A 24,291-nucleotide genomic window follows, 5' to 3' on the forward strand; every position below is an offset into this window, starting at 1 on the left:
GACGTCAGACCGCGCACGTTCTGAACGCCTCGGCGAACGAGTCGAAGGGGTCCGGGCCTGCCGGCATGAATTCATGCGCGATGAAGCCCTGGTATTTGAGGTCCGCGATGGCCGTGGCGATGGCGCGGTAGTTCAGTTCCTGCGTGCCGTCGATCTCGTGGCGACCGGGCACGCCGCCCGTATGGAAGTGACCGATCCACTGGATGTTGTCGCGGATGGTGCGGATCACGTCGCCTTCCATGATCTGCATGTGGTAGATGTCGTAGAGCAGTTTGACGTTGGGCGAACCGATGCCTTTCGTCACCGCTACGCCGAACGCGGTGCTGTCTCCCTGGTATCCGTGGTGGTCCACCTTGCTGTTCAGCAGCTCGATGCAGAGCGTGATGCCGTTCTCTTCCGCATACGGTGCGATCTTCGAAAGGCCGGCGATGCAGTTGTCGATGGCCCGCCGATCGTCGATGCCCGCCTTGCGGTTGCCGAACATGGTGATCACGTTGGTCACGCCAGCGCGCTTCGCGCGTGGGATCGTGGTCTCGATTTCCTTGATCAGCGCGGCGTGGTTCGCCGGATCGTTGAAACCCATTTCGATGAAGTTGTCCCGCTTTGCGGGATAGCCCATCGACACCGCCATGCCGTGGTCGGTCGCCACCGACCATTCGTCCGCGTAGAGCAGGTCGACGCCCGCGAAACCGATGGCCTTCAGGCGCTTGCACAGTTCGGGGAGAGGCGCCTTGGATGTCCAGCGGCTGAGCGACTGCCGGATCCGCCCGCCGGGAACCGCGGGAGGGACGGCTTTTCCGGTGACGGCTCCGGCGGAAGCGAGCAGGGGCGCGGCTCCCGCGATCGCCGCGGCCGTGGCGAGGCGTCCCAGTGCGGCGCGGCGGCCGATGTCGGTCGTGTCGTCGGGCGTGTTCATTCGAGTCCCAGGATCTGGCGGTTGAACGTGCGGTCGCTGCCTGTCGACACGAAATCGTCGAAAGCGTGATCGGTGACCTGGATGATGCGGTCGCGGATGAACGGCGCACCTTCCTTCGCGCCCTGCTGCGCATCCTTGATGCAGCACTCCCATTCGAGCACCGCCCAGCCTGGATAGTCGTATTGCGCGAGCTTGCTGAAGATCGCGCGGAAATCGATCTGTCCGTCCCCAAGCGAACGGAACCGTCCGGGGCGGTCGATCCAGTCCTGGTAGCCGCCATAGACGCCCGAGCGCCCGTTGGGCCGGAACTCGGCGTCCTTCACGTGGAAGGCGCGGATGCGCTCGTGGTAATTGTCGATGAACTGAAGGTAGTCCATCTGCTGCAGGACCATGTGGCTCGGATCGAACAGGATGTTCGCGCGCGGATGGTGGTCGACCGCGTCGAGGAATCGCTCGAAGGTGACGCCGTCGTGCAGGTCCTCGCTGGGATGAAGTTCATAGCAGACATCGACACCTGCTTCGTCGAAGGCGTCGAGAATCGGCTTCCAGCGCCTCCCGAGTTCCGCGAAGGCTTCGTCGACGAGCCCCGCCGGCCGTTGCGGCCATGGATAGAACAGGTGCCAGGCCAGCGCACCGGAAAAGGTGGCGTGGGCCGTCAGGCCGAGGTTCCTGCTTGCCTTGGCTGCGAGTTTGAGCTGGTCCACCGCCCAGGCCTGGCGCTGTTGCGTATGGCCACGCAGCGCGGGGGGAGCGAAGCCGTCGAACAGGCGGTCGTACGCGGGATGCGACGCCACCAGTTGCCCTTGCAGGTGCGTGGACAGCTCGGTCACGGCCAGGCCGTGCCCGGCGAGCATGCCCGCCATGTCGTCGCAGTACGTCTTGCTGGCCGCGGCCTGTTCGAGATCGAACAGGCGACGATCGTTGGATGGAATCTGCACGCCGACGAAGCCGAGCGACGACGCCCAACGGGCAATATCGGGAAGCGTGTTGAACGGCGCCTCGTCCGATGCGTACTGGGCGAGGAAGATGCCTGGGCCCTTGAGTGTCTTCATGTCAGATCTTCAGCTCGGTCTCGACGGCCCACGCCCTGCCGTTGCCCGCGTCGGCCAGCGGGATGTCGGCCTTCCAGGCGCCGGGAACGGGGTCGTACTGGAGCACCTGGGTGCAACCCGGCTCGGACAGGAAGAAGCCCAGCATCGCGAGCTTCTTGCTCATGAGCACGAAGTCGGCCGCCGGCGTCAGCTGGCCGCCCCGTGGCGCGGCGAGCGCTTCGGCATGAAGCCGGGTCACCAGCGCCTTGCGCTCGGCCTCGTCGAGCTGCAGGAAGGGCTTGCCGCCCGCCTTGTCGAAGGCCGCCATCGCAGCCAGGTAACGCTTCTGGTCGGCCTTCGTGTAGACGGCCTTGAACATCTGGTCGACGAACAACGGCACGCCCGCATCGACCGCTCCCGGCGTATCGGTTCGCGGAATCACGATGTCAGACACGGCACCGACCAGGCTGTACTGGGCCGGCGTGAAGAACTGGGGTTTTGTCTCCGGCTTCAGCGATGCGGCATGCGCATCGAACACCGCCAGCAGCGACGGGCCCGCGATGGCGCCGACGGCCAGCGCGGACATGCTTTTCAACCATTCGCGACGATTCATGGTGGTGTCCTCAGATGTTGCCGCGCTTGAGTTCTTCCACGGCGTGGTTGGCCGCGCGTGCGGTCAACGCCATGTAAGTCAAGGACGGGTTCTGGCAAGCGGACGACGCCATGGCCGAGCCGTCGGTCACGAAGACGTTCTTGCACGCGTGCATCTGGTTCCAGCCGTTGAGCACCGAGGTCTTCGGATCGCGGCCCATGCGCGCCGTACCCATTTCGTGGATGCCTGCGCCGACATTGGCTTTGATCTTGAACGAACCCACGTCGCGATAGCCCGCCGCGGCCAGCATCTCCATCGCGTCGTCGATGATCGCCTTGCCGATCATGATTTCGTTTTCCTGGTGCGCGGCATCAAAATTGAGGATGGGCAGGCCGTACTTGTCCTTGCGCTGCCGGTCGAGCGTCACGAAATTCTTGTGCGAGGGCAGCATTTCGCCGAAGCCCATCATCGAGATATACCAGGGGCCGGGAGCCTGCGCGGCACGCTTGAGCTCTTCGCCCAACGCCTGCTCGTCGACGAGGCGCGTCCAGTCCTGGCGTCCCGCCCCGCCCTGGAAGCCGAAACCTCGCAGGTACTTCTGCTTGTCGGTGCCGACGTTGCGATAACGGGGAATGTAAAACCCGTTGGGGCGGCGGCCCGAGTAGTAGCGGTCCTCATGGCCATCGACCATGGCGCGTGCGCCCGAGCCGAACAGGTGATCCATGATGTTGTGACCGAGTTCGCCGCTGTCGTTGCCGAAACCGTTGGGGAACCGGCTCGATGTCGAGTTCATCAGGATGTGCGCGGTGCCGAACGTCGATGCGCACATGAAGATCACGCGGGCGAAGTATTCGGTCTGCTGACCGGTTTCCGCATCCAGCACGCGCACGCCGGTGGCCTTGCCCTTGTCGTTGTCGTACATCAGCTCGTAGACGATGGCATTCGTCACCATCGTCATGTTGCCCGTCCGCTCGGCGGAAGGAAGGGTGGACGAGTTGCTGCTGAAGTAACCGCCGTAAGGGCATCCGCGCATGCAAAGGTTGCGATACTGGCACGTCGCGCGTTGCGGACTCTGGTCGTGCTTCAGCGGCGCCGAGAGATTGGCGGTGCGGCCGATGATGAGCTTGCGGTTGAACTTGCCGTCGAGCTTGCCCTGGAAATCCTTCTCCACGCAGTTGAGTTCCATGGGCGGCAGGAAGTCGCCGTCCGGCAGCTGCGCGAGATGGTCGGTGTTGCCGCTGACACCGATGAAATGCTCGACATAGTCGTACCAGGGAGCGAGGTCCTCGTAGCGGATCGGCCAGTCCACGCCCACGCCTTCCTTGCCGTTCGCCTCGAAGTCCATCTGGCTGAAGCGATAGCTCTGCCTGCCCCACATCAACGAGCGTCCGCCCACGTGGTAGCCACGGAACCAGTCGAAGGGCTTGGTTTCCTCGTAGGGATTGTCGATGTCGTCGGCGAACCAGTGCTTGGTCGACTGGGTGATGCCGTAGAACGACGGGCGCGTGTGCTTGGGCCACCGGGCAATGTCCGCCTGGGTCGGCTCGTCGCCGTAGGGCAACTCCCATGGTGCTTTCATCGCCGTGGGGTAATCGCCGTGCTTGACCATGGGACCGCGGTCGAGCACGAGGGTCTTCAGGCCCTTCTCGGTCAGTTCCTTGGCGGCCCAGCCGCCGCTGACGCCGGTACCGACGACGATGGCGTCGAATGTGTTCTTTTCCATGCAGGTTCCTCAGCGCAGCGGGCGCAGGTAGTCAAAATCGACGCGAGCGGCCTCGAGCGAGCTCATGCGGGCAAAAGGGCCTTCCTGTTCGACGAAGCAGTGCTTCAGTCCGGAGCTGTCCGCGGCGGCCATGATGGGCTTGTAGTCGAGCGTGCCGCGACCGAGTTCGGCGCCCGGATAATCCTTGGCGTTACCGGGCAGGAAATCCTTCGCGTGCATCAGCGGGATACGCCCCGGGTTGGCCTTGAAATAGTCGGTGGGGTCCTTTCCGCCAGCGTGGACCCAGCCACAATCCAGTTCGAACTGCACGAGCTTGGGGTCGGTTTCCGCGAGCAGCACGTCGTAGAACACCTTGCCGCCGCCTACGTCGCCGAATTCGGCATGGTGGTTGTGATACGCGTATCGCAGGCCCGCCGCCCGGGCTTTCTCGCCGAGCCGGTTGGCGTATTCGGCCGTGCGCTTCGCGTCGTCGAGCGTATAGGTCGGATCGCCGCCACCCTTCTCCTTCTGCATGATCGAGGGAAGCATGCTGCTGACGATGTAACGGGCGCCGAGCGTGTGCGCGGCCTTGATGCCGGGTTCGAAACCGAGACTGTCGAAATGCATGCTGGGGCAACCCAGGCCGGCCTGCTTCAGCTGGTCGCGCAGGGTCTCGGCCGTGCTGGTGACGATGGCCTCGATCTCCGTGTAGCCGATCGATTTCAGGGTCTTGAGCGTGCCGACGGGGTCGTTCTGGTACGCATCGAGCACCATATAGAGCTGGATGCCCATCCCCTTCCCTTTCGACGCGGCGGCGAGGAGCTTGCCCGGTGCGCCGAGGCCGAGCCCCAGCACCGTGCCACACAGCGCGGAACGCGCGAGGAACTGCCTTCGACTCATCATGTGCGGTTCTCCGGAATCACTGGGCGCCGGCCACGGCGGCGGTAGCGGTGGCCTTGCGCTCCTTGAAGAGCAAGACGAAAAGGGCGAAGACGAAGGCGGCGAACGTGCCGGCAATGATCCAGATGGCATGCCAGTCATGCGTCGCGTCGCCGCGCGTATACGTTTCGACCACCGCGCCGGACAACCATGAACCGACGAACATGCCGAGACCATAGGTCAGGAAGGTGATGAGCCCCTGGGTTGCCGCGCGCAGCGCGGGTGGGGCTTCCCGGTCGATGTAGATCTGGCCCACGACGAAGAAGAAGTCGAAGCAGACGCCATGCAGGACGATGCCGAGCCAAAGCATCCACATCAGCTCCCCGGTACCCCCGAAGGCGAACAGGCCGTAACGCACCACCCACGCGAGCATGCCGACGGCGAGCATCCACTTCACACCCAGGCGGCGGAAGAACCAGGGAATGAGGAGCATGAAGAACAGCTCCGACATCTGTCCGCCGGTCATCTTGCCGGCCGCGTTGACCACGCCGGCCTCGTTGAGGAAGAGGTTGGTGAAGGCGTAGTAGAACTGCAGCGGAATGCAGATCAGGAACGATGCGAGGGCGAACACCGCCATCGAGCGATCGCGGAGCAGATGCAGCGATTCGAGCGGCAGCGCGTGGCGCAGCTCGAAGCGAGCATGCCGCGCCAGCGGCGGCGTCGGCGGCAGGGTAAAGCAGTAACCGGCCAGCACGACCGAAAGGCCTGCCGCCAGGAGGAGGGGCGATGCCGTGGCCTCCACGCCCCACGCGCCGACGACCAGTCCCACCACGATCCAGCCGATGCTGCCGAAGACGCGGATGGCGCCGAATTCTTCCTGCGGGTCCTTGATGTGCCGCATGGCGAGCGAGGCGGTCAGGGCCAGGGTCGGCATGTAGCAGAGGCTATAGGCCAGCAGGGGCACATAGACCATCGCGAACGTGGTCTGCTGCGCGGCGATCGCGAGCAGGACGGCGCCAAGCAGGTGCAGCAGGGTGAGTACCCGGCGCGTGTCGAAGAGGCGATCGGCGAGCAGTCCCACGAACAGCGGCGAGATGATCGCGCCGACGGCGGTGGTACCCGCGACGGCGCCTATTTCCGTGCCGGTGAAATGCAGCGTCTTGCCGAGCCAGGTACCGACCGTGACGTACCACGCGCCCCAGATGCCGAACTCGAACAACATCATCACTCTAAGACGCCACTTCATCCGCGCTTCCTCGTTGTACGTGTGGTTTCGAGGGGGTCTTCGACCGGCCGCCATACGCCCCCGGCGGCATGGCTCCTGAGCATCGCGTCCACCAGGAGGCTATTGCGGTAACCGTCGGCGAAGGTGGGCAGCGCGACGGGCTTCGCATTCGGCCTGGCGCCGCGGCGAATCCACGCGTACGCATCGGAGATCACGTTGCGGAATGCGTCCGCCCAGGCTTCGGGATGCCCCGCGGGCAGGCGCGCATAGGCCCGGACGGAGGGATCCAGCAGCGAGGGATCTCGGGTGAGCACCGTGTTCGCCTTCGCGTGGTGGCCGATCCAGAGTTCGTTGGGTTGTTCCTGGCGCCACCCCAACGACCCTTCGCGACCGTTGACCTCCAGGCGGAGGTCGTTCTTGTGGCCGGGGAGCACCTGGCCGACGGTGACGCAGCCGCGCGCGCCGTTGTCGAAGCGAAGCAGCACGCTGGCGAGGTCTTCGCTGGTGATCTTGCGCCGCTTCCCGGGGCGCTTCGCCGTGCCCGCGAAGGCCTTTGCCGAAGCCTCGGGGGCTTCGCGCACGGGCACCACCGTGTGCAGGTCGGCCAGCACGGCGACGATGCGCGCGCCGGTCACGTGCTCGGCCAGGTCGCACCAGTGTGAACCGATGTCCCCCAGCGCGGAGCTGGCACCGCCCAGCTTGGGATCGAGGCGCCAGGTATATGCGCGCTCGTCGGTGAGCCAGTCCTGCAGGTAGCAACCATGCACGAACACGCTCCGTCCGATCCTGCCCTTGGCGATCATCGCGCGTGCCTGCTGCACGAGCGGGTATCCGCGATAGTTGAACGTGACCACATGAGCGAGGTTCGCGCCGCGTGCGGCGTCATGGAGCTCTCGCGCCTCCTGCAGCGTGGCCGCGAGGGGCTTGTCGGAGATCACGTGCTTGCCGGCGCGCAGTGCCGCCAGCGAGATGTCGCGGTGCAGGTGATTGGGCGTGGTGTTGTGCACCACGTGCACGGCGGGATCGGCCAGCAGTTCGCGGTAATCCGCGTAGGCCCGGCCGCCGTTCAATTCGCGCGCGCGCTTCTTCGCGGATTCGAGGCTGGAGCCCGCGATGCCGACCACGTCGACGTCGCCCAGGCGGCGCACGGCATCCAGATGATGCGCGGCGATGAAGCCGGGGCCCACGAGTCCCATGCCGAGCCTCATCGGCCGGCGGTCCTGGCGCTTGTCGATATCGACTGGCTTGCCATGCTTTTCCCCCGACGGCACATCGGCGCCGCCGAAAATGTATTCGATTACATCCGTGCGGCATGAAGGAACCGAGGCTCTTCGACTGCGCGGTGTCGTCATTTCCCCCGGGCGCCCTACTGGCAGAGCGCGCCGAACATGCAAAGATATGTATCAGATGGGTGAAGACGCCTGCAACGGTTTTATGTAATCCATTACATTGCAGTGCAGCATATTCAAGGCGTCGCCGGCCGGGACGCCACGGGCTGGCAAAGGAACGGAAAACGCGTGAGCGCAGAAGGATCAAGGCGGAAGCGTCAGAACGGCAACGGCGGGCGCGCCGATGTTGCGGCGCAGCCCGTCCGCGTGCGCACGGTGAAGGAAATCGCCGCCATCGCGAAAGTTTCAGTGGCAACCGTTTCGCGCGCACTGCAACGTCCGGAAATCGTGAGCGAGAAGACGCGCGAGCGCATCCACGAGGTCGTCAAACGGCTGGGCTATACGCCCAACGCGCTTGCGCGCAATCTGCGGACGGCGCGGACGCGGCTGATCGTCGCCCTGCTTCCCGACATCGCCAATCCCTTCTTCTCCGAAGTGATCCGAGGCATCGAGCAGGTCGCCTACGAGAACGGATACTCGGTGCTCCTGGGCGAAACGCAGAGCAACCTCGTGCGCGAGCAGGCCTATGCCGACATGGTCGCTGCCCGGCAGGCCGACGGCATCATCACCATGTTCCATCGCGTGCCGGCGATTCCCATCGATGGCCGCCTGCCCCTCGTCAACGCCTGCGAATACGTCAAGGACAGCGCCATCTCGAGCGTCTACGTCGACAACGTCGCGGCGGCGGCCTCGGCCGTCGCTTACCTCGTCACGCTGGGACACCGCGACATCGCCTTCATCGCCGGTCCCCCGTCGAGCCCGATCTGCGTCGACCGCGAGCAGGGTTACCATCTCGCGTTGGAGCGAGCGAACATCCGCGCCAACCCCGCCCTGACCGCCGTCGGCGATTTCTCCATCGAGGCCGGCGAGCGGGCCGTCGAGCTGTTCCTGTCGCAGGGCCTGCCTTTCAGCGCGATTTTCTGCGCCAACGACGAAATGGCCATCGGCGCGATGCGCGCCCTGATTTCCCGCGGCCTGCGCATCCCGGAAGATGTCTCCGTCGTCGGTTTCGACGACATTCGCTTCTCCCGCTACACCTCGCCGCCGCTGACCACCGTCTCCCAGCCGAAGAACGCGCTGGGACGCGAAGCCATGACGATGCTGATCGAGATACTCAACGACCCGGAGGTGCCACCGCGCAAGCGGGTATTGTCCGCCGAGCTGGTCGTGCGGGGATCCACCGGCCCCCGATAGGTCGACGAGCGCATTGACGGACCCGGTGGCGCTCGCCGCCCCTCATGCGGCACGGCGCTGCCACAGATAGACCGGCAACCCGGCAAGCAGCAATACCGCGCCCCACATCAGAGTCTCGGCCCCCGTGCCGACCAGCGCCCACAGGCTGAAGGCAAGCGCGCCGGCGGCGATCCAGCGGCGCCACTTCCTGGCCGTGGCGTCGATCCGCCACCAGGCGAGCACCGTCACCAGATAAGGCACCAGCGTCGCGGCGGTCGACAGCAGGATGGTGAAGGTAAAAAGAGCGACCAGGGTGCGACTGTAGTTGGAGCCGATCAACACACTCGCGAGGATGCTGCTGACAAGCAGGCCGAACCAGGGGGTTCCTCGCCTGTCCAGGCGGGCGAAGAGGGCCGGGAACAGGCCATCCTGCGCGGCTGCGAGTGTCGTCTGCGCCTGCAACAGCACCCATCCGTTGAGCGCACCGAAACACGAGACGGTGGCGACCACGCCCATCGCGATGCCCGCCGCATCTCCCCATACCCGCGTGGCCGCTTCGACCATCGGCGCTGGCGACGTGCGCAGCACATCGGCGGGAAGCATGCCGATGACCACGGTACATGCCAGCATCGTGGCAAGCCCGGCGACCGTCACACCGGCGAGGGTGGCGCGGGGCACCGTGCGCTGCGGATTCTTCACGACCCCGGTGGGAACGGTCGCCGTCTCCAGTCCGAGGAACGCCCACAAGGTCAACGCGGCGACCGAGGACGCCACGCTCATCAGCGGCAACCCGCTGGGGTTGAACGGCTCGAAGGCTTCCCGGTGCACCCAGCCCAGTCCCACCAGGCCGAACACGACCAGCGGCAACAGCTTGAGCACTGTCAGGACGATCGCGGTGCGGCCCGCCTCGCGCACACCGGCCAGATTGATGGCCGTGCATAGCCACAAGGCCCCCAGGGCGCACAGGGCGCCGCGCAACGGCGTGAGCGTCGCCGCCGGCCATACCGAACCCAGGCTGCCGGCGAAGGCCACCGCGATGGCCGCATTCGCCGACCACACGCAGACCCAATAGCTCCAGGCCACGACGAATCCGACACGGTCGCCGAACGCGGTTCGCGCGTAGGCGTATGCGCCGCCATGATCGGGAATCAACTCGGCCAGCCGCGCATACACCAGGGCCAGCATCAACGCGCCGCCCAGGCTGATACCCCAGCCGACCAGGCTCGCGGCACCGTAGGGCGCCAGCGCCGCCGGCAGGACGAACACACCCGAACCGATGATGTTGCCGATCACCAGCGAGATCAGCATCCATTGCCCGAGCGGCCGCCGGCTGCCGCTCATGCGGTCGCGAGGTGGTCGCGGTAGGCTCGCCGCAGCATTTCGTGGAAATGATGCACGGCGTTTTCGCGCAGCGGATTCAGGCGCCCGGTCTCGTAGGAGCCGGATGCGAGCCCTCGCTGCACGTCCTCGCAGATGGTCACGTCCTCGTCCTGCACCTCGTCGCTGAATGCAATGTCCCGTTCGCGACGCGCCCATGCCTCGGGACTGTCGTCCGGCGTGTAGTAAAAGTCGAACACCACGCGGCAGCGGTCGACGCCCAACGGCAAGACGCGATTGGTCTGCAGCCGGCCCGGAAGGATGTTGAGCATCGTGTTCGGATAGAGGAAGTAGTAGAGCGCTTCGCCACTCCCATAGAGATCGTCGCCGCTTTCCAGCGGACTGAACTGGAACGAATACCACTCGGCGGTTTCGGTGACGTAGCTGCGGTAATCGAGGAGGCTGTCGAGACCCGGGTGGATGTGGGGTACGTGGTAGCCCTCCAGGTAATTGTCCACGTAGACCTTCCAGTTGCAGGCAACGTCGTAGGTCACGCGATGGTGGAACCGATAGCCGCGCAACGCCCGGTGCTCTCCAAGACGGGCATCGATACCCGCGACGAAGTCGTCGAACGGCGGCGCCTCGCCCAGGGCGACGAAGACCAGCCCCTGCCAAAGGTGCACGCGAACCTCGGGAAGACGGATATCCGCGGGATGGAAGTCGGGGGCGCGCGCCATCTCGGGCGCGCCGCGCAGCACGCCGTCGAGGCCATAAGTCCAGCCGTGGTAGCGACAGCGGAGGTGTTTCGCCCCCTGTCCGTCGCAGCTGGCGATCGGGCCGGCGCGATGCCTGCACACATTGTGAAACGCACGGATGCACGAGGCGTCGCTGCGGACGACCAGCAAGGGCAGTCCGGCAATCTCGGTGACCACGTGATCGCCCACGCCCGCCAATTGCGAGAGATGGCATACCAGTTGCCAACTGCGCGCGAACACGGCCGAGGCATCCACCCCTGGCATACGCGCGTCGGTATAGAAGCGGGCCGGCAAGGTCAACGCATGGTCGAGTTCCTGCGGGGCGAGGGCATCCGGAGACAGCAACTCGGTCGTGACGATGAGCGGCAGTAGCGGTTTCATGTCCGATCCTTCCATGCAACGATTCACTGTGCCGGCCATGGAACCACGAATGAAAGCCGAAGATCTACAACGCCTCGTGACCATCGCGATGCCCTATGGGAAGTACAAGGGGCGCCTGATCGCCGACCTTCCCGGGGCGTACCTCGCCTGGTATGCCCGCAAGGGCTTTCCCCCGGGCAACCTGGGCACCTTGCTGGCATTGGCGCTGGAACTGGACCACAACGGCTTGAAGGGCCTGCTCGATCCGTTGCGCCCGCGGTAAGCGCGCAGCGGGCCCCGGCCGGCCCAAGGGTCAGGGAGGCAGGGTCTTCGGGTCGCCGATCCGCCAGGGCAACGGTTTTCCGCTCCACCACCGGTAGGCGCGGCGAATCCACATGCCGGCCAGGTCCGGATTCCACACGAGGGTCGCCACGCTTTCCGGCGGCATCGTGTACTCGACGCGGGCATCGCCCTGCACGACGGACACACGGCGGGCCGTCGTCTTCACGTTCACCATCACGAGGACGATCGATCCGTCCGTCGCATTCTGGAACGCGACATTGGCGATGCCCTTGTCGGCGTCGGTGTCGGTGGACCTCACGCGCACCGCGCCGGGAAGGACGAAGCGGCTGAAGTGGGCCAGCGCGTAGTACTCGTCCGTGCGGGTCACGGCGCCTGTGCCGGAGTCGATCGTGATGACGCCGTTGCAGAGCGTGCAGCCACCGAAATGCGGGCCGTGGTTCTCGTCCAACGCCAGATTCCAGTAAATCACGCCTCTCGCCCACTGTCGCGTACCGGTCACCAGCAGGTTGCGCGCGAACCAGAGCAGCTCGCCGTTCATGTTCAACGACCAGTCGCCGCCGGAGCACTCGGTGATGTAAGCGTCCTTGTCGGGGTGCTCGCGCTGCACGCGACCCTGCGCGTGCTGGCTGCCTTCGTAGCAGTGCCAGGCCACGCCGTCGACGTAACGTGCGGCCGCGGGATTCGCCAGCACCGCCAGCGGCTGTTCGGGATGGCTCCAGTTGTGGTCCCAGTCGAGGATGCTCACCTTGGGGGTGCGATGGGCCAGTTTCGGACCGAGGTATTTCGAGATGATGCGGGCGCGTGTCTCGGCACCCATCAGCATGCCGGGGTAACTGATCGGCGAATAGTTCGGCTCGTTCTGCAGGGTCAGCGCGAAGATGGGGATCCCGTGGCTGCGATACGTGTCGAGATACTTGATGAGGTAGTCGGCGTATGCACCCTCGTGCTCTTCCAGAAGCTCGCCGCCGATGAGGTTCTGGCTGTCTTTCATCCACGCCGGCGCGCTCCACGGCGACGCCACGATGAGCAGCTCCGGATGGATCGCCAGGATGTCGCGCACCGTCGGGATCAAGTCCGGCAGGTTGAAGGCAACATTGAAGTACTTGAGCTGCGGGTCGGCCTGGCCGAAAGGGATGTCGTCCAGCGTGTAGAGGTTCAACGAAAAATCGGAGGCACCGATGGTCAGGCGCATCATGTTGAAGTTGAGGTTCGGCGGCGGTCCGTAGAGCTCGCGCAACAGGGCCTGGCGCTGCGCTTCGGTCAGCCGGTTGCGGATGAGCCAGGCCGATGCGTCCGTCATCGCTGCCCCGAAGCCGGCGATGGTCTGGTACCTGGCGTCGATGTCGATGGTGATATCGGCGGGCGCCGTGCCCCGGGGGGTCATCGGGACGTCGGGTTGCGGCGCCAGCTTCAGCTTCCGATCCGCGGTGCTCAGCCAGACCTCGGCGGCCGGCATGATGGGCGTGGCTTGGGGAACAACCGCGGCGGCCAGCCTGGCCCGCTCGTAACGGGGGGCATAGAGAACGGCGAGGGTGAGCAGGGAAAGCAGGGCGATGAAGAAGGCGGGGACCCGGCCGGACTCGGATCCTCGCTCATCCATGGGGCGCGCCGGCCCGGTTTCTCGTATGTGCGTTCGCCTTGATCACGGGCGAAGCATAGCGAATCCAAGGCCGTCTATTGAAGAGCGGAATCCACACCGATCGCTTCGAGTTCCGCGAGAACCTCGTCCGACAGGCCGATCCCCGCGGCCGCGAGGTTCTCGCGGAGGTGCCCGGGCGACGACGTTCCCGGGATCAACAGGATGTTCGGCGAACGGTGCAGCAGCCAGGCAAGCGCCACCTGCATCGGCGTCGCGCCCAGCCGGCCGGCGATGGCGTTCAACGCATCGGACTGCAACGGCGAGAATCCGCCCAGCGGGAAGAACGGCACATAGGCGATGCCCATCCCGTTCAAGGCGTCGATCATCGCGTCGTCGGCACGCTGCACCAGGTTGTACTGGTTCTGCACGCACACGACCTGCGCGATGGCTTGCGCTTCCTTCACTTGCGCAAGGGTGGCGTTGCTGAGGCCGAGATGACGGATCAGCCCCTTCTCGCGCAATGCCGCCAACGGTGCGAATTGCGCCTCGATGGGACCCTCCTTCGGCGCGTGGATATCCCCCATGAGCCGAAGGTTCACCACGTCGAGCACGTCGACGCCGAGGTTGCGCAGGTTGTCGTGCACACCCTGCACGAGCTGATGCGGCTCGCGGGCCGGAAGCCACGATGCGTCGTCGCCGCGCGTCGCACCCACCTTGGTCACGATGGTCAGGTTCCCGGCGTACGGCGCCAGGGCCTCGCGGATGATCCGGTTGGTGATGTGCGGACCGTAGAAGTCGCTGGTATCGATGTGGTCGACGCCCGAAGCGACGGCCTCGCGCAATACCGCCAGTGCGGCGGCGTGATCCTTCGGCGGGCCAAAGACCCCTGGTCCCGCGAGTTGCATGGCGCCGTAGCCCATGCGGTTCACGGTGCGATCGCCCAGGGCGTAGGTACCGGCCTTGCTCAGGTTGCTCATGTGCTTCTCCAGGATCGGGGGGGGCCGGAGGGAGAATAGGGATTGACCGTCCGCTCGATAATCCTGTGGAATCGGCACGGGCTGTACGAGGCACCGAACAATGAATGCCGATCCGCAGGATCTCCTCGCCTTCCTCGCCGTGGTCCGGGCCGGCGGCTTCCGCGAGGCCGCACGCACCGGCGACGCATCGGCCTCTAGCCTGAGCGAAGCGGTACGGCGCCTGGAAACCCGCCTTGGCGTGCGCCTGCTCAACCGCACCACGCGCAGCGTGGCGCCGACCGAGGTCGGCGCGCGGCTCGCCGAACGCCTGGCGCCGGCGCTGGGCGAAGTGGAGGCGGCGCTCGACGTGGTGAACCACTATCGCGACCGTCCGGCCGGCACCTTGCGCATCAACGTACCCGCGAACGTGGCGCGCACGGTGCTCGCCCCCATCGTCGTGCCGTTCCTCGAAACATACCCCGACGTGCGCTTCGAGGTGGTAGTCGAAGACAGTTTCGTCGACCTCATCGCGGCGGGCTGCGACGCAGGCATCCGTTACGACGAACGGCTCGAGCAGGACATGATCGCGCTGCCCATCGGGCCGCGCACGCAACGCCTCGTGACCGCCGCGGCGCCCTCCTACCTCGCCGCGCACGGCACGCCGCGCCACCCACGCGAGCTGTTGCAGCATGCCTGCCTGCGCGCGCAATTCTCGGGCGGCGCCACACCCCTGTGGGAATACGAGCGCGACGGCGAGACGATTCGCGTCGACCCTCCCGGCCCGCTGGTGGTCCGCACAGGCGCGGCCTTCGACCTCGCCGTGCAGGCCGCCGTCGCAGGGCTCGGGATCATCCACCTCTTCGACGACTGGTTGCTGTCGCCGCTGCAAAGCGGTGCGCTGGTGCCGGTGCTCGAAGACTGGTGCCAGGAATTCAGCGGCCCGTTCCTCTACTACCCTGGACGCAAGCACCTGCCTTCGCCGCTGCGGGCCTTCGTCGAATTCGTTCGCGGCCGGGCCGGTCGCTAGAATCGCGTCCCCGGACCGGATCCAAGGAGTTCCTCGGGATCCAGGCCACGGTCGATGCCATGCGGGACGACGTTCTGCCCCGGGGCAAGGGCAAGCTTCTTCCCGTCGATCCAGACGTCGACTTCGCCGGGTTCGAAGGAGACGAGATTCGAGATGCGGCCCACCTCTATCCACGCCTGGGCGTAACACCACGCTGCCTTCTTCCGGCTGCCGATGTCGTAGTAACTGGCCAGGCCCTTGTAGGGGCAGAAGGTCTGCCCCTCGACGGGAACGAGCGCCGTTTCGTCGATATCTTCGCGCGCCACGTACCAGCGCGGCGCGAACCCGGATTCGAACAGCACGAGCGGGCGCCGCGTATCGGCGACGGTCCTGTCGCCATCCTTGACGACGAGGTGGCGCGAGGTCTGGCGTATGTCGATGCGGTGATAGGGATCGGCGGCATGGCCGACGATCCTCTCCTCCTCCTCGAAGAACGCGTCCATGGCACGCCAGGCGAAGGCGACATGATCGCGGAGAAGATCCGCATGAGCAGGCAGCGCCGTGTGCTGCCATGCGGCGCGCGCCGCGCTGCGATCGCCCCCGGTGACCGAGAACCAGGCCGTGTCGCCGAGATCGCGATGCTTCGTGACGCGGTCCTCCGCGGCGAGTACGCCGGGATGCACATCCGCAAGCGGGAAATAAGCGACCGGATAACGCGCCGGTTCGTGCAGGAGGAGTACGTCCTCGCTATCGGCGATCCATTCCCCACCCAGCCTGACGCGCAGCCGCCTGCGCAACGGTTCGACGAACAGCAGCCGCTCCGGTAGCGGTTCCGGTGTCAGGAACCGGCCGATGGTCGAACCGCTGAGCGGGCCTTGTTGCCAGGAAAGTCCCATGAGTCAAGCCTTGGTGTGACCGCGTTCCTGAAGGACCCAGGCGTTTCCGTCCGGGTCGGCGAAATCCGCGAAGCTGGCGTAGTCGCGGCGCTGTGGATCCATGCCCGGGCTCCATCCGCCCGCCCAGGTGCCGATGAGATCCTTGTGCCGCGGCTCGCCCACGGCGACACCGCGGGAGATCAGGCCGGCCCGGGCGTCCTCCAGGTCATCGGTCACGAGATAGAGACCGCGCGCACGCTCCGTCGAATCCGCCGCGACCAGCTGGATGGAGCAGGCCGAGCCGGGCGGCGTGAGCTGTACGACACGGAAGTCGTCGGTGGGCCGATAGTCGACGTCGAGCGCGAAGCCGACCTGCTGCGTGTAGAAGACGAGTGCCCGATCGATGTCGGTGACCGGGATGAGAACGACCTCGAGGGATAACATGACCTATTTCACCCATTCAACCAGCGGTTTGCCCTTCTCTACCACATATGTGCCCAGTTCCGCGGCATTTGTCGTTCCCACGTTCGTGGCGCTATGCACCACGCCGCGGGGCACGAACAACACATCGCCGGCCTTGAGCCGCACGGGGGGCTTCCCCTCGAGCCTGTACTCGATCGTGCCCTCGATGACGTAGATGATTTCCTCGCCGGGATGGCGGTGGTCAGGAGCGAACTTTCCCGGAGGGATGTCGACGCGAACCTGCAACGCTTCCCAGCCGGGAATGCTGAGATCGTTCCTCGACAGGTCGGTGCGATGGCTGCCCGGCTGAGGTCGAGGCTGGGCCGGGTGCGCGTGGCTGCACGGCGCGGCGAAGGTGAAGGCCACCACGGCCGCAACGGCGACGGTTTTCATGACTTGTTCCTGTGAGGCGCGCTGTCTTCATCGATGTCGCAGCATCGGATATCGGCGGTTGGCGATCTCATGGCACGTCTCGGAGCGACATCTCGATGCTTGCAGTTCACTCCACGGGCCCGCTCCTTGCTTGCCCAAAGGACGCGCGGGTTCGCGTTTCCCGCCGCGGCTTGGAAGAACCCGCTTCCGCCCGGCGACGATTCATTCCCGCCGTGTACGCGGCCGGGTCTTGCGACGCTTGCCGATGCTCGCGGCGGCCGGCGCGTCGCCGGCCGGCGACGCCTTGCCGTCACCGAGCCGCTCCATCCACGACAGGTCGTCGATGTAGGAAAGAAAATGGCGGAGGTAGCCGGGCGATACGTCGCGCATCAAGGCCATGGAGCGGTGGACCAGGGCGCTCGAGTTGAGCGGGCCCGCGTTCTCCGTCGTCTGTTCCAGCGACTGCCGCAACTGGCTCTCGGTGCGGATGCGCGACCAGATCTTCTGGAACTCCCCCAACGCAGGGAGCTCGGGGTAGCTCGACGACCGGCCGGCCTCGCCTCCGTCGAGGAGATCGACAAGCTCTCCCAGGGGACCCGGCGAGGAGCGTTCGAGGTTACCGGCCATGCGGCGCCACGGTGGCGGTGGACGGCCGGGGAACCGGGGCGATCTCCACGCGGCGGTTCATCGCCCGGCCTTCCTCGCTCGCGTTCGAACCGACGGGTTGCTGGGCGCCGAACGCCGCGGCGAACACCGACGAGGCGGGGACGCCTTCGTCCACGAGCGCGCGCGTGACCGTCAGCGCGCGCTCGGCCGACAGTTCCCAGTTGTCCGCGAAGTGGCGGTTGCCGTCGTGCACCTGCTGGTCGTCGGTGAAGCCGCTGACCATCAGGATCTCGTCGCGCGATGTCAGGTAGTCCGAGAGCGGACCGGCCAGGCTCTTGAGGATGTCCCGCCCTTCCGGCTGCAACCGGTCCGAATTCAGGGCGAAGAGCACGTTGCCGCGGATGCCGATGCGGCCGTCGACCAGCGTGACGCGCCCGGCCGCCAGCGGTGCCGCCAGGGCCTGTTCCAGCGTCATGCGACGCTGCTGTTCGGCCTGGCGCTGCTTCACCTCCTCGTCGAGGCGATGGGAGAGCTGCAGCTGCACCCCGATCACGCCGACGAGGATCAGCACGAACGCCCCGAGCAGCACCGACATGAGGTCGCCGAACGCGGCCCAGACGGGTACGCCGGCTTCGCCCTCGATTTCCAGCTCGTCGCTCATGCCGTCTCCGTCCCGGCCTCGACGTGCCGCCCGCCGAGACGCTGCATGTCCTCGATGATCTGCTTCTGCGACAGGACGCTGAGGTCGACGACTTCGCGGGCCTGCGCGACGTAGTAGGCAAGCTGTTCGTCGCTGCGCGCGAGCGACGCATCGAGCGCGCCGGCGATGCGGTCGAGGCGTTCCATCAGCGCGTCGTTGGACTTGCCGAACAGGTCCACCGCGGCGCCGAAGGTTTCGCCGAGCTTCGCGACCTCGGTCGCGCTCCCGGTGATGTCCGCAGCGACCGTGCCGAGCTTGCCGGCCTCGCTCTCCACCTGCTCCGCGAAGCGCGTGCCCACGCGGTCGAGCAGGTCGGCGGATGTCGCCACCAGTGCGTCGACGGCGGTGCGCTGTTCGGTCGACGCATGGTTCACGGCATCGAGCAGGGTATCCAGTGTTTCGAGCAGGCGGCTGCGCTCCTCGAGCATCGCGTTATCGCGCAGCATGCTTTCGGACAGCTTCTCGCGCAGCTCTCCCACCACCTGGGCGGCGATGCGCGGCGCTTCCGTCGCGGCTTCCACGAGGCGGGAAACCTCGGCGATGGTGCGGTCTGCCTGCGCCTGGGTACGCTCCGACAACTCGGCAGCGGTATGACCGAACGTGTCGCAGATGTCCTTCTGCCGCTGCGCGATGAGCTCGCCGGATTGCTCCGCGCGGGCATTCAAGCCGGCGGCCATCGACGCCAGCGCTTCCGTCCAGGCAGCGAGCCGCTCGCCGTCGCGCGACGCGAGCGTCGCCTGGATCTCCGTCTGCGACTGCCGGGCGGCCCGCAGCATCGTGTCCGCACCGTCGCGGAAGACGGTCGTGGCCTCGGCCAGCGCGTCCTTCCACGCACCCGAGGCGACGCGGGACGATGCTTCGAATTGGTTCGCCAGGCCGTCGAGCTGGCGATCCACCGCCTGCGTCACGCTGCCGTGCAACGCAGTCGCCTCGCGGGCGATGGCGGCCATCGTCGCGTCGACGGCGGGCTGGAAAGCCATGCCGGCCGCGCGCGCGCTTTCGATGACGCTTTCCCTGAGGGATTGCTCCACCGACGACGCAAGCCGTGCGTACATCGCTTCCGTGCGCGCATGGAAGGCTTCCTGGCTGGCCAGCTGACGCTCGGTGGCCGCGAGGTTCTGCCGCTCGATCGACGCCATCATCGCTTCCATCCGCTCGACCAGCGCCGGCATGGATTCCGTCTGCTGCTGCAACAGCCTGAAGGCATCGTCGCGCCGCTGGGCCTGCGAGTGCGGACGCAGCGTCGTCGCGATCCGCGCATCGAGGCGCTGCACCACGCGCAAGCGCTCGCGCCGGCACAGTGCGGAGAGCAGGCCCAGCATCGCGGAACTGGCGACGCCGGCGATCGACGTGCCGAAGGCGAAGCCCAGGCCCTTCACGGGCGCGGCGAGGGACCCGCGGATGGCTTGCAGGTCGGTGGCGCTTTCCAGCGCGACGCCCGTTCCGCGCAGCGTGGCCATCATGCCGAGGAGCGTGCCCAGCATGCCCAGCAGCACCAGCAGGCCGACGAGGTAGGGCGTCATCGTGGGTGCCGGCAGGGCCGTTCGCGCGCCTTCGATGCGCAGGCGCACCGTGTTGCGCAGGCTCGGGTGCAGCCGCTCCAGCCAGGGACCGAGGGCGGGAGGCGTGACGGACAACTCGCCCACCGCGACCCGGAGCGTGCGCGTCGCCCGGCGATAGCGCAGCAGTTCGAGCGCGCCCGCGAGATAACAGGCACCGATGAGTGCGGCCACCATGGCGCCGAGAGGATTCGACCCGGCATAGCCCACGCCGATCCAGCAAACGGCGGCGAAGCCCAGGAGGAAGATGGCGAGATAAAGGAAATTCCTGAACATGACGACCCGATTAGCGGGTGCGAAGCGCTGCGAGCAGCCCTTCCACCGGTTGAAAACGAACATCCAGCTCGGCAAGCAGCACGCCGCGCATGTCGGCGCGGAACGTGTCGAGCCAGTTCTCTTGCGGGGCGGCCGTGCCCTCTTCCGCAGCTTCCGTGGCCGATCGGCGCAACCGGTCGAAATGGTCGGCGAGCACGACCGGTACGGCCGCCAACAGCTTCTGCTCCCGCGGACTCAGGGCCATCTCCATCACGGCGTCCACCTCGGCCAGCCGGGCCATGGCGGGCGTTCCCGACGCCAGTATGTCGCGCAGACGCCCCCGCAGTTGGCCGGTATTGCCCTGTATCGACCTCTGGAGGGTCAGATAGCGCTGCCGGAAGGGCGCGAAATCTGCCGGAGCGGCGCCCTGGGCGGCCGGACGCGGTCCCGATGTGGCCAGCTCGCGCGCGCCCTCGATGGCCTTCGCCAGTGCGGTCCGCACCCGCGCACACTCTTCCTCTTCCCGGCTGTCGAAGGCCGGGACGTCCTCTGGCGGGGCCGGCGGCCGGCCGTCCAGGGCCGTGGAGAGCGCGATGGCGTGGTTCCAGTCGAGCCACCGGCTCAGCCGGTCGGGCAGCGATGGACCGGACGCCCTCGCGTCGACGGCCGTGAGGCGGGCGAGCAGACGGATGAAGGTCGGGCCGCGGACGGTCGTCCGCTGGTGAGATTGCACGATGTTTCTTGAGAAAAAACAGCAAGTTTACAGCATACTGCCCGTGACGACCGGCCCTGGGGGTCCCATGCGTGTAACGAGCGTACCGTTCCTGCTGTCCTTTCCGGCGCTGCTGTTCGCCGCCGCGCCAGCCAGCGCATCCGGGAAGGACGACGTCCAACAGATCCTCAAGGCCGAAAGCGCGATCTGCGCGGCTTATCAGAACGAGGATGCCGACTGGCTGGAGAAGCACCTCGATCCCACGTTCACCCTCACCAGTTCCAACGGCAAGGTCACAACGCGCGCGGATGAAGTGGCCGACCTGCGCAGCGGCACGAAGTACGACGTGTTCCGCAATCGCGATTCGAAGGTGCGGGTGTATGGAGATGCGGCCGTCGTAACCGGCACCACGCGCGTGGAAGGCCAGAGCGATGGCAAGCCTTACGCCCTGGACTTCCAGTTCACCGACACCTACGTTCGCAAGGCTGGCAAGTGGGTGCTCGTCGCAAGCCATGCCTCGCGGCTGACGGAAGGCCGCTGACTCTCGCGGAGGACATGCACCGTGCGCACGGTGGCCGGGCGATGTCCGAACGGACCACCTGGGCGTGAACGGCCAGCCCCGACAGGAGCAGCGTGGCCACAAGGTGGAAGCGATGCCATGGCGCCACTCAGTCCAGCGAGGAAGCCGGACCGAAGAACTCGTACCTGGCGCGCGCATCCGCCACACCCAGGTCGCGTAACGCCTTGCGCACGGCCTTCATGAACGGCTTCGGCCCAAGGAAGTAGGCGTCGATGTCGGTCGTGCCGGGCAGCCAGGCCGCCAGCAGGTTGCGATCGAGGTAGCCGCTCGCCTCGTGGCCGACATCTTCCGTGCGCGGCTTCTCGTAGCAGTAGTAGCGCCGTAGCTGGGGGTGGGACGCCGCGAGCGAGTCGATGGTGTCGCGGAACGCATGCACCCCACCGTGCCGTGCCGAATGGATGAAGTGGATCGGCCGGCCGCTCGGCAGCGCGCGCTCGAGCATCGCGAGCGTGGGCGTGATGCCCACGCCGCCGCTGATGAGCACGAGCGGGCGCTCGTTCTCTTCGAGGACGAAATGGCCCGAGGGCGGAAACAGTTCGACGGTGTCGCCGACCTGCACGTCATCGTGCAGGAACGTCGACACGGCGCCGCCGGCCACCCGCTTCACGCTGATGCGGTAACCCACGCCATCCGCGGCGGCGGAGAGCGAATAGTTGCGGCGCGAATCCACACCGTGGACATGCACGCGCAGACCGATGTACTGGCCCGGCGCATGCGCGTAAACCGGCTGTCCATCGACGGGTGCGAAACGGAAGGAAGTGATCTCGTCGCTTTCGCGGACCTTCTCGATCACGCGGAACGCACGACCGTCGCGCCAGCCGCCCGGAGCCTCCGCGACAGCGTCGTAGATGGTGGCCTCGGCGCCGGACAGGATGCCCGCCAACTGACCGTAGGCAGCCCCCCAGGCGTCGATAATCTCGTCCGTGGCGACGTCGGGACCGAGGACCTCGCGAATGGCCCGCAACAGGCAGCGACCCACGATGGGGTAATGGTCGGCACGGATGCGCAGCGACACGTGCTTGTTCACGATGACGTCGACGAGGTCGCCCAGGGCCTCCAGGCGATCGATATGCTTCGCATACATCAGCACGCCGTTCGCCAGGGCGCGCGGCTGCTCTCCGGTGATCTGGTTGGCCTGGTTGAAGTACGGCCGGACTTCGGGATGCTCGCCCAGCAGGATGCGGTAGAAATGGTTCGTCAGCGCCTCGCCGCCGGTTTCCAGCAGGGGAACGGTCGCACGGACGAGGGCACGGTGTTCGGGAGAGAGCATGGCAGGCACCTTCTGAGGTGAAGTGGGGATGTCCGATCCAATCCACGTTCCGTGCCAGTCTCCGCATGGCCGGTCATTCAATGGGTTATGATGCGCATGGGTCGATCTGACCCATTTCTTGAGGAAGTCGATACGACTTCTGGCGAGTCATCATGACCTCTCTGCCCTCGTCCCTCGAGCTCGTCCTCCCCCTCGTGGACGACCTCGCCCACGACATCCCGGAAATCGAACGCTACCGCCGCCTGCTGGACGCCTTGCGTCGCCTCCTGCCGTGCGACGCGATCGCGCTGCTGCGGCTGGAGGGAGGCGAGCTGTTGCCGCTGGCGGTGGACGGCCTCAGCGACGACACGCTGGGACGCCGTTTCAAGGTGGCCGACCACCCGCGCTTCGCCGCCCTGCTGGCGAATCCGGAGCCGACGCTCTTCCCGGCGGACAGCCCCCTGCCGGACCCGTACGACGGGTTGGTGGACAAGGCGCCCCGCCTCGACGTGCATGACTGCATGGGCTGCTCCTTGCAGGTGGACGGCAAGCCGTGGGGGCTGCTCACGCTGGATGCCCTCGAGGCAGGCCGTTTCAACGCCCAGGACCTCGCCACGCTGCGTGCCTTCTCCAGCCTTGCCGCGGCGACGGTTTCCGCGGCGGAACGCATGCACGTGCTGCAGCGGGCCGCGGAGCGCGAGCATACCCGCGCGGAAAGCTACCGCGCGGCTGCCGGCCAATCCGCCACGCGGACGCTGCTGGGGCGCAGCGCCGCGATGCGACGGCTGCTCGACGACATCGCCACCGTCGCACCCAGCGACCTGACCGTGCTGATCCGCGGGGAGACCGGCGTGGGCAAGGAGCTTGTCGCGCAGGCCATCCACGCCGCATCGTCGCGCGCCGATCGCCCGCTCATCGCGGTGAATTGCGCCGCCCTGCCCGAGAACCTGCTGGAGAGCGAGCTGTTCGGCCACGTGCGCGGGGCGTTTTCCGGCGCCACCGGGGACCGGCAGGGAAAATTCGAACTGGCCGACCACGGCACGCTGTTCCTCGACGAGGTGGCCGATCTTTCGCTGTCGGCGCAGGCCGCCCTGCTGCGCGTGATGCAGAGCGGGCAGTTGCAGCGCGTGGGTTCCGACCGGGAGCATCGCGTGGACGTGCGGATCATCGCCGCGAGCAACCGCGACCTTGCCGACGAGGTGCGCGCGGGCCGCTGCCGCGCGGATTTCTACCATCGCATCAGCGTCTATCCCATCGGGATGCCGCCACTGCGCGAGCGTGGCAACGACGTGCTGATCCTTGCGGGCACCTTCCTCGAGGAGAATCGTGCGCGCCTGCGGCTGGCCGGGTTGAGGCTTGCGCCGGAAAGCCAGTCGGCCTTGCTCGCCTGGACCTGGCCAGGCAACGTGCGCGAGCTGGAACATACGATCGGACGCGCCGCATTGAAGGCGCTCTCGCGACGCGGCGGTGGCTCGCGTGCGCTCACCATCGAAGCCATGGATCTGGACCTCGACGTAACGACCGTGACGCCGGTGGAAACCGTCGCGGCACCCGATCCGGCCGGCCTGCCGCTGCGCGCCGCCCTCGATGCCTACGAGCGCATGCTCATCGGTGCGGCATTGGAACGCCACGACGGCAGCTGGGCCGCCGCCGCACGGGAGCTGTCCGTCGATCGCGCCAATCTGCGGCGATCCGCGCTTCGCCTGGGCGTCGTTCCCGCGGCGATGGGAAACTAGCGA

Annotated in this window: 24 protein-coding genes; 5 read left to right on the forward strand and 19 right to left on the reverse strand. The window is 66.6% G+C overall.

The window, feature by feature from the left end; genetic code table 11:
* Positions 1-4: 4 nt before the first annotated feature.
* From HBF32_RS12830 to HBF32_RS12860, 7 genes are read right to left on the reverse strand one after another with little or no spacing between them, the layout of a single operon-like run.
* Complete coding sequence (locus HBF32_RS12830; protein ID WP_166699990.1) at positions 5-916, reverse strand: hydroxypyruvate isomerase family protein; 912 nt, start codon at positions 914-916, stop codon at positions 5-7.
* On the reverse strand, positions 913-1,968 hold the full coding sequence (locus HBF32_RS12835; protein WP_166699991.1) for a sugar phosphate isomerase/epimerase family protein: 1,056 nt from the start codon (positions 1,966-1,968) through the stop codon (positions 913-915). The genes HBF32_RS12830 and HBF32_RS12835 overlap by 4 nt, the downstream gene beginning before the upstream one ends.
* Position 1,969: 1 nt before the next feature.
* A complete protein-coding gene (locus HBF32_RS12840; protein WP_166699992.1) occupies positions 1,970-2,560 on the reverse strand; it encodes a gluconate 2-dehydrogenase subunit 3 family protein in 591 nt (196 codons plus the stop codon).
* Positions 2,561-2,570: 10 nt separating this feature from the next.
* Entirely contained in the window at positions 2,571-4,262 is a 1,692-nt protein-coding gene (locus tag HBF32_RS12845) for a GMC oxidoreductase (protein ID WP_166699993.1), read from the reverse strand.
* A 9-nt stretch (positions 4,263-4,271) separates the two neighbouring features.
* On the reverse strand, positions 4,272-5,144 hold the full coding sequence (locus tag HBF32_RS12850) for a sugar phosphate isomerase/epimerase family protein (protein ID WP_166699994.1): 873 nt from the start codon (positions 5,142-5,144) through the stop codon (positions 4,272-4,274).
* Positions 5,145-5,160: 16 nt separating this feature from the next.
* Positions 5,161-6,366 carry a nucleoside permease gene (locus HBF32_RS12855; RefSeq protein WP_166699995.1) on the reverse strand — a complete coding sequence of 402 codons (1,206 nt, stop codon included), beginning with the start codon at positions 6,364-6,366 and terminating at the stop codon, positions 5,161-5,163.
* Complete coding sequence (locus HBF32_RS12860) at positions 6,363-7,541, reverse strand: Gfo/Idh/MocA family protein (protein WP_166699996.1); 1,179 nt, start codon at positions 7,539-7,541, stop codon at positions 6,363-6,365. The genes HBF32_RS12855 and HBF32_RS12860 overlap by 4 nt, the downstream gene beginning before the upstream one ends.
* A 321-nt stretch (positions 7,542-7,862) precedes the next feature.
* Between HBF32_RS12860 and HBF32_RS12865 the strand changes: the two genes are divergently transcribed.
* Positions 7,863-8,927: a LacI family DNA-binding transcriptional regulator gene (locus tag HBF32_RS12865; RefSeq protein WP_338039778.1), complete on the forward strand. Its 1,065-nt coding sequence runs from the start codon at positions 7,863-7,865 to the stop codon at positions 8,925-8,927.
* 42 nt (positions 8,928-8,969) lie between these two features.
* Here HBF32_RS12865 and HBF32_RS12870 read toward each other — a convergent pair whose 3' ends face one another.
* Together HBF32_RS12870 and HBF32_RS12875 are read right to left on the reverse strand one after the other, a co-directional pair.
* Entirely contained in the window at positions 8,970-10,247 is a 1,278-nt protein-coding gene (locus HBF32_RS12870; protein ID WP_166699997.1) for an amino acid permease, read from the reverse strand.
* Positions 10,244-11,359: an aromatic ring-hydroxylating oxygenase subunit alpha gene (locus HBF32_RS12875; protein ID WP_193570367.1), complete on the reverse strand. Its 1,116-nt coding sequence runs from the start codon at positions 11,357-11,359 to the stop codon at positions 10,244-10,246. The genes HBF32_RS12870 and HBF32_RS12875 overlap by 4 nt, the downstream gene beginning before the upstream one ends.
* A gap of 49 nt (positions 11,360-11,408) precedes the next feature.
* Here HBF32_RS12875 and HBF32_RS12880 point away from each other — a divergent pair, with 49 nt between their 5' ends.
* Entirely contained in the window at positions 11,409-11,621 is a 213-nt protein-coding gene (locus HBF32_RS12880) for a DUF3820 family protein (RefSeq protein ID WP_166699998.1), read from the forward strand.
* A gap of 30 nt (positions 11,622-11,651) precedes the next feature.
* On the opposite strand, the gene HBF32_RS12885 is transcribed toward HBF32_RS12880, so the two are convergent.
* Both HBF32_RS12885 and HBF32_RS12890 read right to left on the reverse strand, forming a co-directional pair.
* Positions 11,652-13,241, reverse strand: a complete 1,590-nt coding sequence (locus HBF32_RS12885; protein WP_166699999.1) for a glycoside hydrolase family 30 protein — start codon at positions 13,239-13,241, stop codon at positions 11,652-11,654.
* A 74-nt stretch (positions 13,242-13,315) separates the two neighbouring features.
* The gene (locus tag HBF32_RS12890) at positions 13,316-14,197 is read right to left on the reverse strand and encodes an aldo/keto reductase family oxidoreductase (RefSeq protein ID WP_166700000.1); all 882 of its coding nucleotides are present in this window, start codon (positions 14,195-14,197) and stop codon (positions 13,316-13,318) included.
* A gap of 100 nt (positions 14,198-14,297) precedes the next feature.
* Here HBF32_RS12890 and HBF32_RS12895 point away from each other — a divergent pair, with 100 nt between their 5' ends.
* Entirely contained in the window at positions 14,298-15,203 is a 906-nt protein-coding gene (locus HBF32_RS12895; RefSeq protein WP_166700001.1) for a LysR family transcriptional regulator, read from the forward strand.
* On the opposite strand, the gene HBF32_RS12900 is transcribed toward HBF32_RS12895, so the two are convergent.
* From HBF32_RS12900 to HBF32_RS12930, 7 genes are all read right to left on the reverse strand, one after another.
* Positions 15,200-16,078: a DUF427 domain-containing protein gene (locus HBF32_RS12900; protein ID WP_166700002.1), complete on the reverse strand. Its 879-nt coding sequence runs from the start codon at positions 16,076-16,078 to the stop codon at positions 15,200-15,202. The genes HBF32_RS12895 and HBF32_RS12900 overlap by 4 nt on opposite strands.
* Before the next feature lie 3 nt (positions 16,079-16,081).
* The gene (locus HBF32_RS12905) at positions 16,082-16,501 is read right to left on the reverse strand and encodes a VOC family protein (protein WP_166700003.1); all 420 of its coding nucleotides are present in this window, start codon (positions 16,499-16,501) and stop codon (positions 16,082-16,084) included.
* Between the two features lie 3 nt (positions 16,502-16,504).
* Positions 16,505-16,912, reverse strand: a complete 408-nt coding sequence (locus HBF32_RS12910) for a cupin domain-containing protein (RefSeq protein WP_166700004.1) — start codon at positions 16,910-16,912, stop codon at positions 16,505-16,507.
* A 201-nt stretch (positions 16,913-17,113) separates the two neighbouring features.
* Positions 17,114-17,518, reverse strand: a complete 405-nt coding sequence (locus HBF32_RS12915; protein WP_166700005.1) for a DUF2894 domain-containing protein — start codon at positions 17,516-17,518, stop codon at positions 17,114-17,116.
* Positions 17,508-18,158, reverse strand: coding sequence for an OmpA family protein (locus HBF32_RS12920; RefSeq protein WP_166700006.1), 651 nt, complete (start codon positions 18,156-18,158; stop codon positions 17,508-17,510). The genes HBF32_RS12915 and HBF32_RS12920 overlap by 11 nt, the downstream gene beginning before the upstream one ends.
* Positions 18,155-20,032 carry a coiled-coil domain-containing protein gene (locus HBF32_RS12925; protein WP_166700007.1) on the reverse strand — a complete coding sequence of 626 codons (1,878 nt, stop codon included), beginning with the start codon at positions 20,030-20,032 and terminating at the stop codon, positions 18,155-18,157. The genes HBF32_RS12920 and HBF32_RS12925 overlap by 4 nt, the downstream gene beginning before the upstream one ends.
* A gap of 10 nt (positions 20,033-20,042) precedes the next feature.
* Complete coding sequence (locus HBF32_RS12930) at positions 20,043-20,747, reverse strand: DUF3348 family protein (protein ID WP_166700549.1); 705 nt, start codon at positions 20,745-20,747, stop codon at positions 20,043-20,045.
* Positions 20,748-20,811: 64 nt separating this feature from the next.
* On the opposite strand from HBF32_RS12930, the gene HBF32_RS12935 reads away from it, so the two are divergent.
* Positions 20,812-21,264 carry a nuclear transport factor 2 family protein gene (locus HBF32_RS12935; RefSeq protein WP_166700008.1) on the forward strand — a complete coding sequence of 151 codons (453 nt, stop codon included), beginning with the start codon at positions 20,812-20,814 and terminating at the stop codon, positions 21,262-21,264.
* 127 nt (positions 21,265-21,391) lie between these two features.
* Here the strand turns inward: HBF32_RS12935 and hmpA are convergent, their stop codons facing one another.
* A complete protein-coding gene (hmpA, locus tag HBF32_RS12940) occupies positions 21,392-22,573 on the reverse strand; it encodes an NO-inducible flavohemoprotein (protein ID WP_166700009.1) in 1,182 nt (393 codons plus the stop codon).
* A 152-nt stretch (positions 22,574-22,725) separates the two neighbouring features.
* Between hmpA and norR the strand changes: the two genes are divergently transcribed.
* A complete protein-coding gene (gene norR, locus HBF32_RS12945) occupies positions 22,726-24,288 on the forward strand; it encodes a nitric oxide reductase transcriptional regulator NorR (protein ID WP_166700010.1) in 1,563 nt (520 codons plus the stop codon).
* Positions 24,289-24,291 lie beyond the last annotated feature (3 nt).

It is taken from the genome of Luteibacter yeojuensis, assembly GCF_011742875.1.
Taxonomy (GTDB): domain Bacteria; phylum Pseudomonadota; class Gammaproteobacteria; order Xanthomonadales; family Rhodanobacteraceae; genus Luteibacter; species Luteibacter yeojuensis.

Bases quoted from the DNA above. Each gene is read 5' to 3' on its own strand.
- HBF32_RS12830 (WP_166699990.1), bottom strand. From the start codon at position 916: ATGAACACGCCCGACGACACGACCGACATCGGCCGCCGCGCCGCACTG.
- HBF32_RS12835 (WP_166699991.1), bottom strand. From the start codon at position 1,968: ATGAAGACACTCAAGGGCCCAGGCATCTTCCTCGCCCAGTACGCATCG.
- HBF32_RS12840 (WP_166699992.1), bottom strand. From the start codon at position 2,560: ATGAATCGTCGCGAATGGTTGAAAAGCATGTCCGCGCTGGCCGTCGGC.
- HBF32_RS12845 (WP_166699993.1), bottom strand. From the start codon at position 4,262: ATGGAAAAGAACACATTCGACGCCATCGTCGTCGGTACCGGCGTCAGC.
- HBF32_RS12850 (WP_166699994.1), bottom strand. From the start codon at position 5,144: ATGATGAGTCGAAGGCAGTTCCTCGCGCGTTCCGCGCTGTGTGGCACG.
- HBF32_RS12855 (WP_166699995.1), bottom strand. From the start codon at position 6,366: ATGAAGTGGCGTCTTAGAGTGATGATGTTGTTCGAGTTCGGCATCTGG.
- HBF32_RS12860 (WP_166699996.1), bottom strand. From the start codon at position 7,541: ATGGGACTCGTGGGCCCCGGCTTCATCGCCGCGCATCATCTGGATGCC.
- HBF32_RS12870 (WP_166699997.1), bottom strand. From the start codon at position 10,247: ATGAGCGGCAGCCGGCGGCCGCTCGGGCAATGGATGCTGATCTCGCTG.
- HBF32_RS12875 (WP_193570367.1), bottom strand. From the start codon at position 11,359: ATGAAACCGCTACTGCCGCTCATCGTCACGACCGAGTTGCTGTCTCCG.
- HBF32_RS12880 (WP_166699998.1), top strand. From the start codon at position 11,409: ATGAAAGCCGAAGATCTACAACGCCTCGTGACCATCGCGATGCCCTAT.
- HBF32_RS12885 (WP_166699999.1), bottom strand. From the start codon at position 13,241: ATGGATGAGCGAGGATCCGAGTCCGGCCGGGTCCCCGCCTTCTTCATC.
- HBF32_RS12890 (WP_166700000.1), bottom strand. From the start codon at position 14,197: ATGAGCAACCTGAGCAAGGCCGGTACCTACGCCCTGGGCGATCGCACC.
- HBF32_RS12895 (WP_166700001.1), top strand. From the start codon at position 14,298: ATGAATGCCGATCCGCAGGATCTCCTCGCCTTCCTCGCCGTGGTCCGG.
- HBF32_RS12900 (WP_166700002.1), bottom strand. From the start codon at position 16,078: ATGGGACTTTCCTGGCAACAAGGCCCGCTCAGCGGTTCGACCATCGGC.
- HBF32_RS12905 (WP_166700003.1), bottom strand. From the start codon at position 16,501: ATGTTATCCCTCGAGGTCGTTCTCATCCCGGTCACCGACATCGATCGG.
- HBF32_RS12910 (WP_166700004.1), bottom strand. From the start codon at position 16,912: ATGAAAACCGTCGCCGTTGCGGCCGTGGTGGCCTTCACCTTCGCCGCG.
- HBF32_RS12915 (WP_166700005.1), bottom strand. From the start codon at position 17,518: ATGGCCGGTAACCTCGAACGCTCCTCGCCGGGTCCCCTGGGAGAGCTT.
- HBF32_RS12920 (WP_166700006.1), bottom strand. From the start codon at position 18,158: ATGAGCGACGAGCTGGAAATCGAGGGCGAAGCCGGCGTACCCGTCTGG.
- HBF32_RS12925 (WP_166700007.1), bottom strand. From the start codon at position 20,032: ATGTTCAGGAATTTCCTTTATCTCGCCATCTTCCTCCTGGGCTTCGCC.
- HBF32_RS12935 (WP_166700008.1), top strand. From the start codon at position 20,812: ATGCGTGTAACGAGCGTACCGTTCCTGCTGTCCTTTCCGGCGCTGCTG.
- hmpA (WP_166700009.1), bottom strand. From the start codon at position 22,573: ATGCTCTCTCCCGAACACCGTGCCCTCGTCCGTGCGACCGTTCCCCTG.
- norR (WP_166700010.1), top strand. From the start codon at position 22,726: ATGACCTCTCTGCCCTCGTCCCTCGAGCTCGTCCTCCCCCTCGTGGAC.